This is a genomic window from Paracoccus litorisediminis, from assembly GCF_009711205.1.
Taxonomy (GTDB): domain Bacteria; phylum Pseudomonadota; class Alphaproteobacteria; order Rhodobacterales; family Rhodobacteraceae; genus Paracoccus; species Paracoccus litorisediminis.
On sequence record NZ_WMIG01000002.1, the window covers coordinates 102,840 to 121,432 of the forward strand.

At 66.1% G+C, this 18,593-nt stretch carries 11 protein-coding genes; 4 read left to right on the plus strand and 7 right to left on the minus strand.

Annotated elements, in window-relative coordinates:
- Nucleotides 1-11 precede the first annotated feature (11 nt).
- Nucleotides 12-749: a P-loop NTPase family protein gene (locus GL300_RS05865; protein ID WP_155038665.1), complete on the minus strand. Its 738-nt coding sequence runs from the start codon at nucleotides 747-749 to the stop codon at nucleotides 12-14.
- Nucleotides 750-845: 96 nt separating this feature from the next.
- Here GL300_RS05865 and GL300_RS05870 point away from each other — a divergent pair, with 96 nt between their 5' ends.
- Both GL300_RS05870 and GL300_RS05875 read left to right on the plus strand, forming a co-directional pair.
- On the plus strand, nucleotides 846-1,868 hold the full coding sequence (locus GL300_RS05870; protein WP_155038666.1) for a glycosyltransferase family 2 protein: 1,023 nt from the start codon (nucleotides 846-848) through the stop codon (nucleotides 1,866-1,868).
- Entirely contained in the window at nucleotides 1,865-2,692 is an 828-nt protein-coding gene (locus GL300_RS05875) for a glycosyltransferase family 2 protein (RefSeq protein WP_155038667.1), read from the plus strand. Before GL300_RS05870 ends, GL300_RS05875 begins: the two co-directional genes overlap by 4 nt.
- Here the strand turns inward: GL300_RS05875 and GL300_RS05880 are convergent.
- A complete protein-coding gene (locus tag GL300_RS05880; RefSeq protein ID WP_155038668.1) occupies nucleotides 2,689-3,462 on the minus strand; it encodes a hypothetical protein in 774 nt (257 codons plus the stop codon). The genes GL300_RS05875 and GL300_RS05880 overlap by 4 nt on opposite strands.
- Before the next feature lie 397 nt (nucleotides 3,463-3,859).
- Here GL300_RS05880 and GL300_RS05885 point away from each other — a divergent pair, with 397 nt between their 5' ends.
- Nucleotides 3,860-4,447, plus strand: coding sequence for a sugar transferase (locus GL300_RS05885; RefSeq protein WP_225612087.1), 588 nt, complete (start codon nucleotides 3,860-3,862; stop codon nucleotides 4,445-4,447).
- A 24-nt stretch (nucleotides 4,448-4,471) separates the two neighbouring features.
- Here GL300_RS05885 and GL300_RS05890 read toward each other — a convergent pair whose 3' ends face one another.
- Nucleotides 4,472-4,651 (minus strand): hypothetical protein, encoded by a 180-nt coding sequence (locus GL300_RS05890; RefSeq protein ID WP_225612088.1) that lies wholly within the window; start codon nucleotides 4,649-4,651, stop codon nucleotides 4,472-4,474.
- A 199-nt stretch (nucleotides 4,652-4,850) separates the two neighbouring features.
- Here GL300_RS05890 and GL300_RS05895 point away from each other — a divergent pair, with 199 nt between their 5' ends.
- The gene (locus GL300_RS05895; protein ID WP_155038670.1) at nucleotides 4,851-6,059 is read left to right on the plus strand and encodes a glycosyltransferase family 4 protein; all 1,209 of its coding nucleotides are present in this window, start codon (nucleotides 4,851-4,853) and stop codon (nucleotides 6,057-6,059) included.
- On the opposite strand, the gene GL300_RS05900 is transcribed toward GL300_RS05895, so the two are convergent.
- From GL300_RS05900 to GL300_RS05915, 4 genes are read right to left on the minus strand one after another with little or no spacing between them, the layout of a single operon-like run.
- Nucleotides 6,040-6,660, minus strand: a complete 621-nt coding sequence (locus tag GL300_RS05900; protein WP_155038671.1) for a 4'-phosphopantetheinyl transferase family protein — start codon at nucleotides 6,658-6,660, stop codon at nucleotides 6,040-6,042. The genes GL300_RS05895 and GL300_RS05900 overlap by 20 nt on opposite strands.
- Nucleotides 6,657-11,276 carry a MupA/Atu3671 family FMN-dependent luciferase-like monooxygenase gene (locus GL300_RS05905; protein ID WP_155038672.1) on the minus strand — a complete coding sequence of 1,540 codons (4,620 nt, stop codon included), beginning with the start codon at nucleotides 11,274-11,276 and terminating at the stop codon, nucleotides 6,657-6,659. Before GL300_RS05905 ends, GL300_RS05900 begins: the two co-directional genes overlap by 4 nt.
- A complete protein-coding gene (locus tag GL300_RS05910; RefSeq protein WP_155038673.1) occupies nucleotides 11,273-12,262 on the minus strand; it encodes a glycosyltransferase in 990 nt (329 codons plus the stop codon). The genes GL300_RS05905 and GL300_RS05910 overlap by 4 nt, the downstream gene beginning before the upstream one ends.
- Entirely contained in the window at nucleotides 12,262-18,546 is a 6,285-nt protein-coding gene (locus GL300_RS05915) for a type I polyketide synthase (protein ID WP_155038674.1), read from the minus strand. Before GL300_RS05915 ends, GL300_RS05910 begins: the two co-directional genes overlap by 1 nt.
- Nucleotides 18,547-18,593 lie beyond the last annotated feature (47 nt).

The window sequence follows — 18,593 nt, forward strand, 5'->3', positions numbered from 1 at the left end:
CGCGCCGCTCATCAATCTTCGGACTTGTTCAAGATCACGCCCATGACCGGAGGCATGTCCTTGAGCAGCCGCTCGGCCTGGATCATGTCCGCGGCCGTCCCGTTCTGGCCATCGGCCACCAACAGGATCGCATCGGCCAGAGGCAGGGTCGCCAGCGCCGCATCGCCCCCCAGCAAGGGGGCGGTGTCGATGATCTCGATCGCATCGGGGCGCAAACCGCGCCAGATCTTCATGGCCGAGGCAAGGCTTTCGTCCTGCAGCAATTCGGCCGCGTCGGGCTCCGAACCGCCGGGGGCCACCACCCACAGATTGGGCAGTTCCTCGACAATGGCAGTGATGTCGATGATGTCGCGTCCTTCCACGAGTATTTCCGAAACCTGATCGCTTTCGGGTATCCCCAAAGCGGCCGCAATTCTGGGCCGGGCCAGATCCAGATCGACCAGGATCACCTCGGTATGTTTCTGCCGCGCCAGCGCCAGCGAAAGCTGCAGGGCGACGGTGGTCGCCCCTGCCCCCTTGGTCAGCGGCACCACGGCCAGCCGACGCCAGCCATGCTTGCGCATCTCGCGCAGGATACGGGTGCGCAGAATCGCAAAACGCTCGCCCACGATCTTGGCGTGGCGGATGTCGGCAGAATTGCGTGACGCCTCGCGGCGAATATAGCTGCTGGACACGCGCAACCCGGCGGAGCGGGTGGCAATTGCGCTGGAGGTGGGCCTGTCCGAAGTCTTGTCTGTCTCGGCCTGCAATACTGTGGCCCTTCTGCCTCTGGAAATCACTGCGCCGCCTTTGGGTCATCCGCGCGTCGATGACACTGCCGACAGCGGCATGCTAGCGTCCCGTTGATGAGCGCGACAACAGAAATCACGCCCCTTGGCGAACAGGACAGGCAGAATGGTCCGGCGGCGTCGTCCGGGGCGGTGATCGCTATCGCCATCGGCCGGAACGAGGGCGAACGCCTGCTGCGCTGCCTGCGTTCGCTGCAGCCACAGGTCGGGCGCATCATCTATGTCGATTCGGGTTCGACCGATGACAGCGTCAGTCGCGCCCGCGCGCTGGGGGCCGAGGTGGTCCCGCTGGACATGTCCCTGCCCTTTACCGCGGCCCGCGCCCGCAATGCCGGGCTGGCCGGCGCGGATGATGCCGAGTTCATCCAGTTCGTCGATGGCGATTGCGAGGTCGAGGCGGGCTGGATCACGACCGCGCTGGCGGCGCTGCAATCCGACCCGAAGCTGGCTATCGTCGCCGGTCGCCGGCGCGAGCTGCACCCCGAGGCCTCGATCTACAACCGGCTTTGCGACGCCGAATGGGACACGCCGGTCGGTCCCGCCGAAGCGGTCGGCGGCGACATGCTGGTGCGCCGTGCTGCACTGGCACAGATCGGCGGTTTTGACCCCAGCCTGATCGCCGGGGAGGAACCCGAGATGTGCCTGCGCATGCGACAGGCGGGCTGGACGATCCGGCGCATCGACGCCCCCATGACCATCCACGACGCTGCCATGCTGCGGCACGCGCAATGGGCACGCCGCGCGCGCCGCGCGGGCCACGCCTTTGCCGAGGTCTCCTGGCGTCATCGCGACGATCCCGAAGGGTTCTGGCGCCGCGAGACCCGGCGCGCGCTGCTTTGGGGGATTGGCCTGCCGCTGATCATCCTGCTGGGCGCAATGATCACGCCGCTGTTCTGGTGGCTGCTTCTGATCTATCCGGCGCAGATGGCACGGATCGCCCTGCGCGACCCGCACCGCCCCGAGCGCTGGAAACGGGCATTTTATACCGTGCTGGGCAAGTTTCCCGAGGCTCGCGGCGCGCTGGAGTTTCACTTGCGCCGCCTGATCGGGCGGCGGTCAGGGCTGATCGAGTATAAATGACCGGCTGCACCATCCTCATCCCCGCCCATGATGAGGCAGGCTATATCGGCCCCTGCCTCGACAGCATCCTGCAGCAGGACCATTCCGGCCCGCTGGACGTCATCGTCATCGCCAATGGCTGCCACGACGACACCGCTGCACAGGCACATGCCCGAACCCGCGATTTCACCGCGCGTGGCTGGTCCCTGCGGGTCGAGGAACTGGCGCAGGGCGGCAAGATCGGGGCGCTGAACCACGGTGATGCCTGCGCACATGATGGGATTCGGGTCTATCTGGATGCCGATATCCGCATGTCACCCCGGCTGATCTCTGGTCTGGTCACGGTATTGGACGTCCCCGCGCCGCGATATGCCGGTGGCAGGTTGGTCGTCGCCCCGGCGCAAAGCTTCGTCTCACGCCACTATGCCCGTTTCTGGCAAAGCCTGCCCTTTGTCACCGAAGGCGTGACCGGAGCCGGGCTATTCGCGGTCAATGCCACTGGCCGGCAACGCTGGGGCGCGTTCCCGCAGGTCATCTCGGACGACACCTTCGTGCGGCTGCAATTTTCGGAATCCGAGCGGTTTCTGGTCGACGAACCCTATTTCTGGCCCATCGTCGAGGGCTTCGGTCCTCTGGTCCGGGTGCGCCGCAGACAGGACCGCGGCGTGGCCGAAATCGCCCGCCTCTTTCCGCAATTTCTTGCCAATCAGGGCCATGTCCGCCCGACAAGATCGCAGTTGAAGCGCCTTGCCCTGCGCGACCCTGTGGGTTTTGCCAGCTATGCCGCTGTCGCGCTGGCAGTGCGCATGGGCAGGCAGGATCAGGGCTGGGCGCGCGGACGCTAGCCGCCCTTGGCGCGGAACTCCTCGACCGTCTCCTGCGCCAATTGTTGCAGCACCAGGGCCAGATCCTTCGGCACCGGCGGATAGGGCCCGCCCGCCCCCATCAGCGTCGAAGGCAATCCGACCGGAGATTTTCCGGTGAGCGCCGCATAATGGATCATTGTGACGTAATAGAAACCGTTGTGGTTCGGATGGATGTCGTCGTGAAAGAAATCCCGGATCGAGGTGCTGTCCGGCACCTTCCCCTCGGCTATGGCGTCATGCAGCCGCACCATACCCAGCCCGGCCGGAACGATCCGCATCGGCATTTCGAGCTGCGGCAGTTTCGCATTGGTATCATTGGCGATGGCCTGCCAATGCGCCATGTCGCTGACGATCCGGTCGCGCCAGGTGCGTGTCGTGCCGGTCTGCGCGTCGTCGATATCGTCCCATGTCGCGTAAAGGTAAGATTTGACATGCGGATTGGTCTTGGCCGCCAGCTCGACCCATTTCGCAGCATAATCGGCGCTGTGGTGCCACTGCATCGTGGTCAGAACTGGAACGCGCTCGGTGATGACGATCGCATCCACGGGATTGGCGGCCAGCCATTTGCGACCGTCAACGCCCTGAGCGGTGGCGCTGTCGTTCCAGTTGATCTCCAGGGGAGCGCCGTTGATCAGCTGGAACTCGACCCGATCATCCAGCACCGCATACATCATCTCGGGCAGATTTGGACTGACCAGACTGTGGCCCAGATAAAAGGCCGACAAGAGATACTGCAGTATTGCTGACATATTCTTCCCCTTCGGTCAGGTGGGCCAAATTACGGGATCAATAAGCGACGATGACCCTGGCGAAACGCTTCCGAACGGCTTTGAACACCGTCCTGCACGGAACCGATTGGGGCGCAACCTGACCCTTTGGTCAAGCAGAACACCCGCCGCAACCCATTGATGTCAAAGATACCTGTCCTTTTTGGCAATACGGTAATTCGTTCTAGTTTTATTCAGGGGCGGGTCTATACTGCAGGACTGTAAAGTTAGTGTCCCTTGTATCGATTACCGTGGGTTAAAAATGCCGCACTCGAACAAGTTTGATTCACCCAGTTTGAATCGTGTCGGCTCGATTCTGCAAAACAGTCCTTCCACCCTGCCTGAATCGGGTGGGCTTTCCTCATTCTATGTCCGTTATATGAAACGGCCGCTCGACATTCTGGCGGTGCTGATCGCGGCGCCGATTGTCATCCCGGTCGTGCTGATCCTTGTCCTGATGATCTGGGCGCATGGTGACCGGCCGTTCTACTCGCAGTTGCGCGTCGGCCGCTCGGGTCGCAGTTTCCGCCTGTGGAAGATGCGCACCATGGTCGAGAATGCCGAGGCCCGTCTGGCCGAGCATCTGGCCAGTGACGAGGTCGCCCGCGCCGAATGGGACGCGACCCAGAAGCTGAAGCAAGATCCGCGGATCACGCCGGTCGGGCATTTCCTGCGCAAAAGCTCGCTGGATGAGTTGCCGCAGCTGTGGAACGTGCTGCGCGGCGACATGAGCATCGTCGGCCCCCGGCCCATGATGCTCGAGCAGGCCCAGCTATATCCCGGCGCGGATTACTATCACCTGCGCCCCGGAGTCACTGGCCTGTGGCAGATCTCGGATCGCAATGACAGCACCTTTGCGGCGCGGGCGAACTTCGACGCCAAATATGCAAACGAACTGAGTTGGTCGAATGACCTGTCGATCGTCGCCAGAACCGTCACCGTCGTTCTGCGCTGCACCGGCTATTGATCCCGACAATCTGCTGAAACACGTTCACTCGTGTTTCAGCAACTCCTCATGATGCGTGACGCACCTATACTTGCGCCACCCGACCAGTAGCGTGGTCAGCGTTCCGACCAGTGAGTAAAGCAACAGCGCCGACCACAGCGACAAGCCAAGGTAAAATACCCCGATCAACGCGCTGATCGCCGCAACCGCGACCCCTATGATCAATACACCGCCCAGTGTAGCCTCCACCTCGCTGTGGTTCGTTAAATCATTAACTCCCTATATAAGAGGGAATCGCTAATTCTTTCTTTCTGGTTCCAATGAAAAGGGTCAAATTCGCCTATTTGTGTCATCAATTAAGCGCAATCTGGCCGATCTTGGTAGCGTATTACCGCAAATCTCGTTCAGGTGGTTTCAGGATTCCATGACTCTACGAATCGGATATGTCGTCAACACCTATCCGCGCCCGTCCCACAGCTTCATCAGACGAGAGATCGCGGCCCTCGAATCCCTTGGTGCGCAGATCCACCGCTTTGCCATGCGCGGCGACCCGCAGGCGCTGACCGATCCCGAGGATCTGGCCGAGCACGCCCGCACCGAGCGTATTCTTGAAAGCGGCGGCGGGGGTCTTTTACAGTCTGTCGCTCGTCAGGCCGGGGCAAGCCCGTCGCAGATGAGCGCCGCTGTCGGGCTGGCGCGCCGCCGGGCCACAGCCGGCGAATCCAGCTTCGCGCGCCAGCTGATCTATCTGGCCGAAGGCGCACGCATCGCCGCCCGCGCCCGCGAACTGGGTCTGACGCATCTTCACGCACATTTCGGTACCAATTCGACCCGCGTCGCCAGCTATGCCCGATTGTTGGGCGGTCTTCGGTTCAGCTTCACCATCCACGGCCCCGAGGAGTTCGACCGCCCCGAGGCGCTTGACCTGGCGGGCAAGCTGGCATTGTCGGAGTTCTGCGTCACCGTCAGCAGCTTCGGCCGCGCCCAACTCTCCCGCTGGGCGGCGCCCGAGGATCTACATAAGATCCAGGTCGTGCATTGCGGGTTGGATTGCACCCTGCAGGACACAGCCCCGCTACCGTCTGGACCGCTGCGGCTGGTGGCCATCGGCCGCTTTGCCGAACAGAAGGGCTTTGGCCTGCTCATCCGCGCCTTTGTTCTGGCACAACGCCAAAATCCCGCAATCCGGCTGGCGCTTGTCGGGGATGGCGAGTTGCGCCCGCAGATCGAAGCCATCATCGCCACCGAGGGCATTGGCGATGCGGTCGAGCTGCTGGGCTGGCAGGATCAGGCCGGTGTCCGCGCCGCGCTGGACAACGCCCATGCGCTGGTCACGCCCAGCTTTGCCGAGGGGCTGCCCGTCGTCATCATGGAGGCGATGCTGCGCGCCCGTCCGGTCCTGTCGACCTATATCGCCGGCATTCCCGAACTGATCCGCCCCGGTCAGGAAGGCTGGCTGGTCCCCGCCGGAGATGCCGAGGCCCTTGCCGGCGCCATGCTCGACATTGCCGCCTGCGATCACGCCACCCTGACGCAAATGGGGCAATCCGCCTTGCAACGGGTCCGGCAAAGACATGACATCGCGGATTCGGCGGGTGCGTTGCTGGCGCTGTTCACCCACGCCACAGGCTGACCGCCAGATAGTGATCCATGGCCGCCCCCCAGCGCGCCGCAATCAACCGCGCGCCAAGGCAAGCCCGCGCCCGCCCGCCGCGGATCACCGCAGGCACGTCGCTGAAATCCAGCATCCGCCCGGTCAGCGGGAACTGCGCCTTGAACATCGCCTCTTTCACGCAAAAGGCCAGCAGCGGCGCATCGTCCGTCATGCGATAGGGGGCGACGCTTTCGGCCAGCCCCTCGGGCGCGCTGCGGGTCGCGGATTCGATATCGACCCCGACCCACGGTCCGCCGACGGGCGAGGCCACCGCGACGCAGAACGCGCCGCCATGCGACAGGCTTGCCCTGATCCCATCGGGCAGGTCTGGGCGACGGTCGGCGCGGCTGGGAATGGGCCGATCCGGCGGCAGGTCATGCCCAGCCTCGGCCAGCGCCATCCGCAGGGCTAACCGTCCCAGCGCAAATTCGTGCCGCCGCTTCGGGATCGCGCGTGCCACCGCTACTTCCTCGCCAGGCATCAGCGGCGGCGCGGCCTGTGAGACATGCAGCACCGCGCAACCAAAATCGGCGGGCAGCAAGCGTCTTAGCAGCTCCCGCACCGGAGCGGTCTGGTTCATCCGCCGCCGCGCAACTGCGCCCGCAGGGCCCGGCGCCGCGCCATGGCATCCTCGGCAGCACTGGCCAGCCCGGCCTCGGCCGGGACCGTGACCGGCGGTGCCGCAACGGGCGCCTCGGCCGGGGCCACCACCGACGCCACCGGGGTCAGCCCCGCCAGATGGCGCAGGAAATCGGCCATGACCGGGAAGCGGAAGATATCCGTGACCCCCAACCTGCTCAGCCCCAGCCGGTCGCGCATCGTCCGATGCAACTGGATCGCCAGCAACGAATGCCCGCCCAAGGCGAAGAAATTGTCCCGAGGCCCGATCTGCGCCACCCCCAGAACCTCGGACCACAGCCCATGCACCGCCCGTTCCAGATCCTCGGTCGGCGAAGCGACCGAGGCGGGCGCGGCGGTCTCGATGACCGGCGCGGCCGCTGCCACCGCCGCGACCGCTTCCGGGCGCGGCAATTGCTTGCGGTCGATCTTGCGGTTCGGGGTCAGAGGCATCCGGTCCAGCCGCAGAATGCGGCCCGGCACCATATGCGCCGGCAAGGCACTGACCAGCGCCTCTCGCAACTGCTTCTCGGACAGGTCCGTCGCGCCGGTGATATAGGCGACCAGCCGCTTGTCGCCGGGCTGGTCCTCGCGCACCAGTGCCACCGCCTCGCGCACGCCGGGTTGACCGGCCAGGGCCGCCTCGATTTCGCCCAGTTCGATGCGGAAACCGCGCAGCTTGATCTGGTGATCGGCCCGGCCGATGTAATCCAGACCGCCATCCTCGCGCCAGCGCACCAGATCACCCGTCCGATACATCCGCGCCCCCCAAGCCGAGGCGCGATCCGCAGGCACAAAGGGATCGGGACGGAAGGCCGCTGCCGTCAGGTCCTCGCGCTGCCAATAGCCGCGCGTAACCCCGTGCCCGCCGATCCACAGCTCGCCCGGCGCGCCCGGAACCACCGGCGCGCCCTCGCCGTCCAGCACATAAAGCTGGGTATTGGCGATGGGGCGGCCCAGCGTGACCTCGGCCGCATCGGTCACATCAGCGACGGTCGACCAGATCGTCGTCTCGGTCGGGCCATACATGTTCAGGATACGTGCCCGGCTTTCCTTGCGCAGATCGGCCAGCAGCGCCGGAGGCAGCGCCTCGCCACCGACCATCACGCATTTCAGCCCTGCCATTGCCCCCGCCACCGCCGGGTCCGAGACCAGAATCCGCGCCATGCTGGGCGTGCATTGCAGATGCGTCACCTTCCAGCGCCGGATCTGCGCCGCAATCGAGAAATCCCCGGCCTCGGGTTCATCGGCTTGCGGGTTCACCTGCGTTTTCAACTGCGCCAGCAGCGGGAAGAAGCCGGTGACCTGATCCGGCGCGATGCCGTAATCGATCAGGCAGGCGACCTCGCCGACGCCGATGGTCTTCAGATGCTCGATCCGCGCAATCCCGTCCTCGACCGAGCCGAACAGCCCCGAATCCTCGAAATACCGCAAAAAGGCGAATTCGAGGATGCCGTCCAGTTCTTCTTCGGACAGGCTGCCAAGGTCGATGGCCATGGGATTGGTCATGCCCTCGGGTTTGCGGAAGGCCGGGAAATCCCAGGCATATTGCTTGACCAGGGCCGCCGCGCTGCGCAGGTAATTCTTCATCGGCTCGCGCGAGATCTCGCGCGCGGTTTCCCGGTCTTCGGCCAGACAGGTATGCAGCATGAGGGTGACGGTGAAATCCGCCGGATCATGCCCCGCCGCCCGCAAGGCCGCGTGGTAATCCTTGATCCGCGCCGCGACGGTGTCGATGCTTTGGCCCAGAAGATGGGTCAGGACGTTCATACCCAACCGCCCGGCCTCGATCCATGTCTCGGGGTTTCCGGCCACCGTCATCCACAGCGGCAGTTCCGGCTGCACCGGGCGCGGCTGGGTCACCACGCCGAATGTGCCGCCGCCCGCGCGCGGGAATTCGACCGCCTCGCCGCGCCACAGCCGGCGCAACTGGTCGATGCCCGCGATCATCGCGGTCTTGTTGTTCGGCGGCGCGTTTTCCGGTTGCAGCACGAAATCATCCGGCTGCCAGCCCGAGGCGATGGCCAGTCCCGCCCGGCCCGCAGTCAGGTTGTCGATGACCGCCCATTCTTCGGCCACTCGGGCGGGATGATGCAGCGGCAGCACGCAACTGCCCGCGCGCACGGCAATGTTCTTGGTGACCGCCGCCACAGCCGCGCCCGAAACCGATGGGTTCGGATAGGGTCCGCCAAAGGCATGGAAATGCCGCTCCGGCGTCCACAGCGCGACAAAGCCATTCTGATCGGCAAAGCGCGCGCCATCCAGCAGCAGCTGGTATTTGCGCGGCCCCTGCCCGTCGTCATTGCCCCAATAGAACAGGCTGAATTCCATCCCACCGGTCACATCGCGGCGCGCTGCTGCCGGTGCGCTGCCCGAGACCGCCAGCCGCGATTCCTCGCCCGCGATCACCAGTCGCAGGCCCCGCGCTAGGGACCAGAAGATCTCCAGCACCGAGATGTCAAAGGACAGGCTGGTCACCGCCAACCACGCATCCCCCTGCCGATGCGGGATCATGGCGTCCATCCCGGCAAAGAAATTCGCCACGTTGCGATGCTCGACCATGACCCCCTTGGGCCGCCCGGTCGAACCCGAGGTATAGATCAGATAGGCCAGATTTTCCGGGCCGACCGCCGTCACCGGCGGAGCGACCATGCCATGCGGCAGGTCGCTGGGGATCGTCACCACCTGCGCCCCATGCGTGGGCAGGCGATCCGCCATCCCCGACTGCACCAGCACCACCGGCGCGCCGCTATCCTCAAGGTAAAGCGCGATCCGCTCGGTCGGGTAATCCGGGTCCAAGGGCACATAGGCGCCACCCGCTTTCCAGATCGCCAGCGCGCCGATGACCAGTTCCGGCGAGCGCCGGGCGAACAACCCCACCGGCTGGTCCGGCCCGACGCCCATCTGCACCAGCCTTGCCGCCAGCGCATTCGCCGCACGGTCCAGTTGACCGCGCGTCAGCACCCGATCCTCAAAGGCCAGCGCCACCGCATCCGGGTCCGCCGAGGCCATTTCCGCGATCAGGTCATGGATAGGGGCCAGCCGCGCATCCACCAGCGTATCGTTGCGACCGACCAGCAGATCGCGCAATTCCTGCGCGTCCAGCAGGGAAACATCGCGCAGGTGTGTCGCATCCGGTCGTTCCGCCGCATCCAGCGCGCGCGCCAGTCGCTGCGCCTGAGCCGCGCTGACCCGGACTGAGTCATGGAACAGGGCCGCGCCCGTATCAGTCAGAGCGACAGTCAACGCAGCATGGGGGATGGGCTGCGCGTCGCGCAGATTGATCGCGAGTTCCGGCCGCGCGGCCTCGCGCAGTTCGGGGGCACGGCGGGTCAGGTCGTCAAGAAAGAAGCGATGCCCGGCGGCCTCGGCGATCCGTGCATCGACCTGCCCGGCAAGCTCGGCCAAGGTCATCCCGCCCTCGGTCTCGACCGCCAACGGCACCCAACCCGCGACCAGCGGTGAGGTCGGCAGATCTGCCGGGCGCAGCGCCAGATCCAGCCGGGACTGAGCCGCCAGCCGCGACAGCAGCAGGGCAGCCAAGGCGACCCGTGACGACCCCGCCCCCGGCTTCAGGTCAATCCGTACCTGCTGCCCCGAGGCTTCGCCCGGCATCACCGCCGGGTTCATCGCCACCAACCGCTTGCGCCACCATTCGTCATGGGGCGCGGCGTCAGTTGCAAGCGCAGTCAGGCTCGTGCGGTCAACCTGAGACAGCGGCGCGATGACGGCGCCCAGCGCGGGCAGCTCGCCCGCGAATTTCAAGCGGACCAGCGCATCCGCCGCCGCAATCACCGCCACCTGCCCGTCATGGGCCAGAACCGTCCCCGGCACGCCGCCGCCGGGCACAATCCCGTCCAGCCCGGCAACCGCAAGCAACCGCCCATCCAGCATCACCTTGGGCTCGGATAGCGGGTTCCAATACCCGCCATGATCCAGCCCGCGCACCAGCGCGCCGATCTCGGCGGCGGGGCGGGTGAAATCCAGAACGCCGCCAGCCTCGGGGCGTTTCGTCTTGCCGACATAGCTACGCTGGGACAGATCCTGTGGCACCCGCTGCGGCCCCGCCCCCTCCAGCTGCGTCACGACATCGGGAAAGCTTTCGGCGGCGCGCGCAAAGCAGCGCGCATTCAGCGTCAGCGCGGTATCGTCGGGGCGCAAGTCGAACAGGCGCTGCGCCAGGATATCGCCCTGATCCACCTTGCCTTCGATCATGTGCCAGGTGACGCCATGCTGCGCCTCTTGCCCGATGATCGCCCAGACCGGAGCATTCAGCCCGGCCAGTTTCGGCAATGGCCCGTCATGGAAATTGATCGCCCCAAACTTGCCGCGCGCCAGCATCGCAGGCGAAAGCAGGGACAGGTTCGCGACGCTGAACAGCCAATCCGCCGGTGGCGCATCGGCGACAAGCGGGGCGTCCTGATCCTCGACCGGCAATCCCGCCCCCTGCGCCCAAGCGCGCAGGTCGGGATTGCGCGTCACCACCGCGACGATCCGGTGGCCACGCCCCAGCAGCGTTTCGGCCGCGTGGCGCAACAAAAGCTCATTGCCGACAAGGATCGCGGAGAACTGCGTCATGGCCTTCCCTTTTCAACATGAATCGGCATCGGTTGGCGGCGCAAGGCGTGGCGGGCCAGCGTCATCAGATGACCCGGAGGCACGCCGGTCTGCTGCCGCTGGATCAGGCAGCGCAGCCGCCATATCGCCTCGCCGCCCAAAGTGGCGGCGGTGGCGGCCAGCGCCCCTGCCCGGCCGTGATGCTTTTCGAAATAGCGGCGGCGGGAATCGTACCAGTAATCGGGAATGCGCCGCCATTCCTTCATCCCGGTGCTGGCCGAGCCGATATGCTCGACCGCGCTTTCGACGACGTAATGGGTTTGCCAACCGGCCTGAGCCGCGCGGCGGCACAGATCGGTTTCCTCGAAATACAGAAAAAACCCCTCGTCAAACATGCCGACCCCGTCCAGCACATCCATGCGGATCATCATGGAGGCCCCCGCCGACCAGTCGACGCGGCAGGTTGTCGCGGGTTGCGGCATGGCGATGACCTTGCCCTTGAGCAGGCGCGTGACCGGGCCGCTGCGGCTGGCGGCCTCGAACTCACCGGCAGCCGAGGGGAAGCGGAAGGCGGTGTGATGCGGCTCTCCGTCCGGGCCGGACAGGCGCGAACAGGCGATCCCGGCCTGAGGGTTCCGGGCCAGATGCTCCATCAGCGCCCGGATCGCGTCGGGCGCGGGGATCGCGTCCGAGTTCAGCAGATAGACCAGATCGGCCCGCCGCCCATCCGGCAGGTTCTGGCGGATGCCGTAATTGTTGCCCGCGCCATAGCCACCGTTCCAGCCGGACTGCACCACTGCGACGCGGCCCCCGTCCAGCCAGCCGCGCGCCCGCGCCTCGGCCTGCATATGTTCGAACGATCCGTCGCCGGAATCGTTATCGACGATGGTGATGCCGCCATCGATGCCGGCCATTGCGACCAGCGCGGCCTCGGCTGCACCCAGCGACATGTCTGCCGTGCGCCAGTTCAGCACCACGACATGGACCGACGGTTCCTTGTCCAGCATCACTCGGCCGCCTGCACCTGCGCGGAGGCGTCGACATCCGCTTCACGCAGGATCTCGCGCAGGATCGAGGTCATGCGCCGCACATTCGGTTCCAACACCATGGAATCGTGGTCCCCCGGCACTTCGATCACCTGCAGTTTCGGCATCCAATCGCTCCAGCCATTATCGGCAACGACATAGTCGCGGCCTGAATTGATCCAGCGCCCGCCCGTCACTTTCCAGCGCAGGTCCAGCGGCGGACGCAGCATCGCCACCGGCCCGTCCCAAACCGACAGCTCCATCCCCGGCAGCGCGTTGAGGAAGGCGGCCTCAATGGCAAGGTCGTGGAACGTGTCGCCGCTGTCGGTGCTGGCCTCGGCCTCGACCGCGCGGGCCTTGCTGCGGCGGATGAACTCATAGGCGACGCGATCGCGCAGCCATTTCGCGGCAAAGCCCGGCCCGCCTTCGGCCAGCTCGCGCCAGCGGATCATCAGCCGGTCCTTGCGGCTGACGGCCTCGCGCAGCGGCAAGGGCGTGTCCAGCATGACCAGCATTGCCACTTCCTCACCGGCCGCGCGCAATTGCCGCGCCATCTCATAGGCGGTCAGCCCGCCGCCCGAGAAGCCGCCGATCAGGTAGGGTCCTTCGGGCTGCACCTCACGCAGCTCGGCGATATAATCGCGGGCGGCATCAGCAAAGGTTTCATGCGGCTTGTCGTCGCCCAGCAGGCCGCGTGCCTGCAATCCATAGAAGCGGCGGTCCACGCCCAGACGCTGCGCCAGCTGGCGCAGGTTCATGACATTGCCGAACATGCCCGCGACCATGAAGAAGGGCGTGCCTGCACCGCGCCCGCCCATATCGACGACAAAGCGGCGCTTGGTGCGGGTGTTGGTCGGCATGGCGCGCACGTTATCCGCCACGATCTCGCGCGGGCCGGTGCGTTCCTCGATCAGCGCGGCCAGCGCGGCGATCGTCGGGGCCTCGAACAGGGTCGAGATCGGCAGGTCGACGCCAAAGGCTTTGCGCACCTGTCCGAACATCCGGACCGCGATCAGCGAATGACCACCCAGATCAAAGAAGCTGTCCGCCGCGCCGACCTGTGCGATGCCCAGCAGCTCGGACCAGATCGCGGCCAGTTCGGCCTGAGTGCCGGGCGCGGGGGCGATGAAGTCGCTGTCCAGATCCGGGCGTTCGAAGCCGCCTTCGGACGGGGCAGCCGTCTCGGCCAGCCCGGCCTCGGCCACCAGCGCGGGCAAGTCCAGCGAGGACACAAAGACCTGTGGCAGCCCGGTCGAGATCGCCCGTGACAGCATCGCCGGACCGATCGCGGCGGGAATGCCCTGCGAGATATTGTGCTGCAAGCGCCGCTCGGCCGGCGACAGGTTGCGCGCGGGTGCGGCGCGCCCGGCGGGCCGCGTCGCGATGGCGTTTTCCAGCTTGCGCAGAGAGAAGCCGCGGATCTCGGCGCAGACGACCCCGTCCGGTCCGGCAAGGGTGATGTCGAACTGGGCCATGCCCTGTGCATCGCTATTGTCACCGGCATTACGAACATGGCTGGTGACCTGCGCGGGCAGCACTCCGTAGATCCGGATCGCGCGATAGCCCATCGGCACCCACAGGTGGTCCGGCGACCAGCCCCGGATCAGCGCCATGGCCCAGCCCGTCGCAATGTCCAGCAGCGCCGGATGGGCCAGCCAGCCCTGCCCGGCATCCGAGACGAATTCCGGGGCCAGCGCCAGTTCGGCCATGCCTTCGTCGCCTTTCAGGCGATAGCGCCGCAGCACCTGCCAGCGCGGCCCGAAAGCCAGCTGCCTTTCCTGCGCCGAGGCCAAAGCCTGCCCCTGCCCGTCCATATCCCATCGCCCGGCCACGACCAGCGGCGCGGGCGTGGATTCCGTCAGGGTCTCGACCAAAGCGGTGACGTTCGCCTCGCCCTGCGGATCGTCAAGGATGCGGATGCGCAGGGCATCGCCCTCGGGTTCGACACGGGTTGTCACCAGGGTCGCGCCATCGACCAGCACCGGACGCAGGAATTCCAACTCGCGGATGACGAAGGGGAATTGCAGCCCGGCTTCCTGTGCGGCCTCGGCGATCATCTCGATCCAGCCGGTGCCGGGCATCAGCGCCTGACCCGAGGCCGTACGATGTCCGTCGATGATCCAGCGTTCGGCGGAAAGCGTGGTGCGGAATTCGCGCCCGCGCGGCAGCGGCATCGCCTGATCCAGCAGCGGGCGCTGCAGGGTCGCGCCACTGGTCAGCGCGCTTTCCAGCCCCAATGCACGGGCCGCCATGCCGGCATCGGCCCAGACGCCCCAATTGACCGCGACCACCCGACCCAAGGCTTTGGGCGCGGAACGGGCGACCGCGTTCAGATATTCATTCGCCGCCACGTAATCGGCCTGCCCCGCCGGAGCGATCACCGACGAGGTCGAGGAAAACAGCACCGTCATCCCCACCGGATCAGCAGCCAGCGCCTGCATCAGCGCCTGCGTGCCCAGCAGCTTCGGTGCCAGAACGTCCCAGCTGTCATCATCGCTTTTCGCGGCGATCAGGCTGTCGCGGACGATCCCCGCCGCATGCAGCACCACGTCCAAAGTGCCAAAGCGCGCGCGGGTTTCCGCAACGGCGCGGGCCATATCCTCGGGGCTGGTGACATCGGCGCGGATGGCGATGACCTCGGCCCCCGCTGCCTCAAGCTGATGCAGCGCGGCAAGGATCGGGGCGGCATCCAACCTGCCCCGCGTCACCAAGGCCAGCCTTGCGCCGCCACGCGCCGCCAATTCGCGGGCGATGGTCTGGCCAATCCCGCCAAAACCGCCGGTGATCAGGCAGACGGCAGCGGGCGGAATGCCCGCCATGCCGTCCTCGGCCAAGGCGACCCGTTCCAATCCCTGCTCGAACCGACGCCCGTCCCGCCATGCGGCCAGCGCCGCACCCGAGGGGGCCAGCGCTTCCTCAAGCAGCATGAGGGCCGCTGCGTCAGTGCCGCGCTTCTCGGGCAGACGAATATCGACCAACCGGGCCGAGACGCCCGGCATCTCATGCGGCATGACCCGGATCGGTCCGGCGGCAGTCGCCTTTTCCGGGCTGGTCGCCGGTTCCTGCGCGATGGACAGCGCGTCGTTGCAAATGGCGATCAGGTCCAGCCGGGCATCGGGCAATTCCGCGCCAATGGCCTGCGCCAGATGCAGCAAGCCGAAATAACCGCGCTCAAGCTGGCTGTTGAGCAGGCTGGAGCCGGGCCGGAACTGCGCCCCTTGGGTCAGCGACCACAGATGCAGGATGCGCTGCGGCACCCGCTCCTGCGCGGCAAGCGCAGAGAGCAGCATCTCATAGCCTTCGCGGTCGGATTCGACCGGAAGGGTAAAGCGCCCCTCGCCCTTGTCGGCAAAGGTATCGGCGATCTGGACGGTGGCGACGCGCTGGCCAAGACCGCGCAGCAGGCCTGCCAGCCGCTCACCAATGCCCAGATCATCGACAAAGATCAGCCAATCCTGCGTGCCAGCGATGACCGGGCCTTCGGGGCCGATCTCGACGGCAGGGGCCGCCAGTTTCCATGCCGGTCGCCAGCCCCATTCGGCGGGGGCCTCGATCCGGGCCAGTTCGGGGCGGCTGTCCGCCGGAGCGGCTGCGCGTTCGATGAAATAGCGTTTGCGCTGGAAGGCGTAGCCGGGCAGCGACAGCCGTAGACGACGCGCGCCGCCCCGGATCTGGTCCCAGTCGATGAACCCGCCACAGGCCCAGACCCGAGCCAGGGCAGCCATGAAATAGCTGTCATCGCCGGTCGCCTGATCGCGGTGGCGCAGGGTGGTGATGACCTGACCCGCGCTGACCGCGGGATGCGCCTTGGCCATGGCTTGCATGGCGCGACCCGGTCCGACCTCCAGATAGATCCGGGCGGGGTCCTGCGCCAGCCAGCCGATGCCATCGGCAAAGCGCACAGTGCCGCGCAGATGCTGGACCCAGTAATCGGGACTGGTCGCCTGCTGAACCGTCAGCGGCTGCCCGGTCTGGTTCGAGATGATCGGGATCTGCGGTGCATGCAGCGGGATCGAGGCCAGATAGTCTCGGAACTCGGACAGAACGCCGTCCAGCAGCCGCGAATGGGCGGCGATGGAAATGGCGATGCGCTGGCATTCGATCTCACGTGCGGACATTTTCGCGGCAAAGGCGTCCAAGGCCGCATCCGGCCCTGACACCACCGACATTGCCGGTCCGTTCACGGCGGCCAGATCCAGCCCCAGCCCCGACATTTCCGCGGCGAAATCCTGCGGCTCCAGCGGCACACTCAGCATGCCGCCCGCCGGGACCCGGTCCATCAGCAACCCGCGCAGGCGGACCAGACCGATGCAATCCTCAAAGGACATCACGCCCGCGATGCAGGCGGCGGTGTTTTCCCCCATCGAATGCCCGATCAGCGCAGAGGGCTTCACGCCCCAATCGATCCACAGCTGCGCCAGCGCATATTCGGTGATCATCAACAACGGCAATTGCAGCGAGGGTTGCAGCAGCCGCTTATCCGCTTCGGGCTCAGTGCCCGGTTCGGGCAACCACAAGGCGCGCAGATCCGTCCCATGCGCCTCCGACATATGATCGAGGCCCCGGTCCATCCATTCGCGGAAGACCGGCTCGGTCTGGTAAAGCCCGCGCGCCATGCCCGCATATTGCGCGCCGCCGCCCGGCAGCATGAAGACCGCGCCCGCCCCTTCGGCCACCGGCTGATGGTCAAAGACCAGCCGCGGATCGGGGTTTTCCAGCATCTCTGCCGCCTCGACCGGGTCATGGGCGACCAGCACCCGGCGGCGGTCGAATTGGCGGCGACCATCGGTCAGGGTAAAGGACAGATCGGCCATGTCGACGCTCGGATTGGCACGCAGCCACGCGGCCAACGCCGCGCTGTTGGCGTCCAGTGCCGCCTTGCTGCGGCCCGACACCGCGATGATCTGGAAGGGCCAGTCGGATTCCTCGGATGCGGGCAGCTCCGGCGGTTGCTCCAGAATGGCATGGGCATTGGTGCCGCCCACGCCCAGAGAGTTCACCCCTGCCCGACGCGGTCCCGGCACCGGCCAATCGCCCAGACGGTCATTGACCCGGAACGGCCCGCCCTCGAAATCGATGGCCGGGTTCGGGGCCTCATAACCCAGACTGGCCGGAATCCGGCCGTGATGCACCGTCAGCGCCGATTTGATCAGCCCGGCCGATCCCGCCGCTGTGTCCAGATGGCCGATGTTGGTCTTGACCGAGCCGATGTGGCACGGTCCCTGCCGTGTCCCGTCCGAGACCCGCGCATAGGCCTGATTGAGCGCCGCGACCTCGATCGGGTCGCCCAAAGCCGTGCCGGTGCCGTGGCATTCGACATAGCCGATGCTGTCCGAGCTGACGCCCGACATGACCAGCGCCTCGGCCACGGCCTGCGCCTGCCCCTCGACGCTGGGGGCCAGATAGCCAGCCTTGGCCGCGCCGTCATTGTTGATGGCCGAGCCCTTGATCACCGCCCAGATATGGTCGCCGTCGTCAATCGCATCCTTCAGCCGCCGCAGCACCACGACAGCCGCGCCGCTGCCAAAGACCGTGCCCTGCGCGCGGTGGTCGAAGGCATGGCAATGGCCGTCGGGCGACAGGATCTCGTTTTCCTTGTAGAGATAGCCCAGACCATGCGGCATCTCGATGGTGACACCACCCGCCAGCGCCATGTCGCATTCGCCCGAATGCAGCGACTGGCAGGCCATGTGGATCGCCACAAGCGAAGTCGAACAGGCCGTCTGTATGTTGATCGACGGCCCGGTCAGGTCAAAGACATGGCTGACACGGGTCGACAGGAAATCCTTGTCATTGCCGGTATGACGCAGCAGGAAATGCCCGACGCCATCGACCAGATCGCGGTTCGAACACACGTTCCAGTAGAAGTAGCTGCCCATGCCGCAGCCGGCCCAGATGCCGATGGGACGGCGGAAACGCTCGGGCACATGGGCGGCATCTTCGAGCGCGTGCCAGCAGGTCTCAAGGAACTTGCGGTGCTGCGGGTCCATGATCGCCGCCTCTTTGGGCGACAGCCCAAAGAACTCGGCGTCGAATTCGTCGAATTGCCCAAGAATCGCGGCCGAGGGCACATAGTTCGGGTCCGAGAGCCGCGCACGGCTTTCCCCCCGCGCGATCAGGTCGGGCTGGGAAACCGGGCGGATCGATTCGACGCCCCGGCACAGATTGTCCCAGTATTCGGCCACGTTCGCGGCGCCGGGCAATTGCGCGGCCATGCCGACGATGGCGATATCCGTCTCTGACACCCCAGTCTGGTCGAAGGCCATCAACATCCCTCATTCAATGACAGGTCGCCGCGTGAGCGAGAAACAAT

Bases quoted from the DNA above. Each gene is read 5' to 3' on its own strand.
- GL300_RS05870 (WP_155038666.1), top strand. From the start codon at position 846: ATGAGCGCGACAACAGAAATCACGCCCCTTGGCGAACAGGACAGGCAG.
- GL300_RS05875 (WP_155038667.1), top strand. From the start codon at position 1,865: ATGACCGGCTGCACCATCCTCATCCCCGCCCATGATGAGGCAGGCTAT.
- GL300_RS05880 (WP_155038668.1), bottom strand. From the start codon at position 3,462: ATGTCAGCAATACTGCAGTATCTCTTGTCGGCCTTTTATCTGGGCCAC.
- GL300_RS05885 (WP_225612087.1), top strand. From the start codon at position 3,860: ATGAAACGGCCGCTCGACATTCTGGCGGTGCTGATCGCGGCGCCGATT.
- GL300_RS05895 (WP_155038670.1), top strand. From the start codon at position 4,851: ATGACTCTACGAATCGGATATGTCGTCAACACCTATCCGCGCCCGTCC.
- GL300_RS05900 (WP_155038671.1), bottom strand. From the start codon at position 6,660: ATGAACCAGACCGCTCCGGTGCGGGAGCTGCTAAGACGCTTGCTGCCC.
- GL300_RS05905 (WP_155038672.1), bottom strand. From the start codon at position 11,276: ATGACGCAGTTCTCCGCGATCCTTGTCGGCAATGAGCTTTTGTTGCGC.
- GL300_RS05910 (WP_155038673.1), bottom strand. From the start codon at position 12,262: ATGCTGGACAAGGAACCGTCGGTCCATGTCGTGGTGCTGAACTGGCGC.
- GL300_RS05915 (WP_155038674.1), bottom strand. From the start codon at position 18,546: ATGGCCTTCGACCAGACTGGGGTGTCAGAGACGGATATCGCCATCGTC.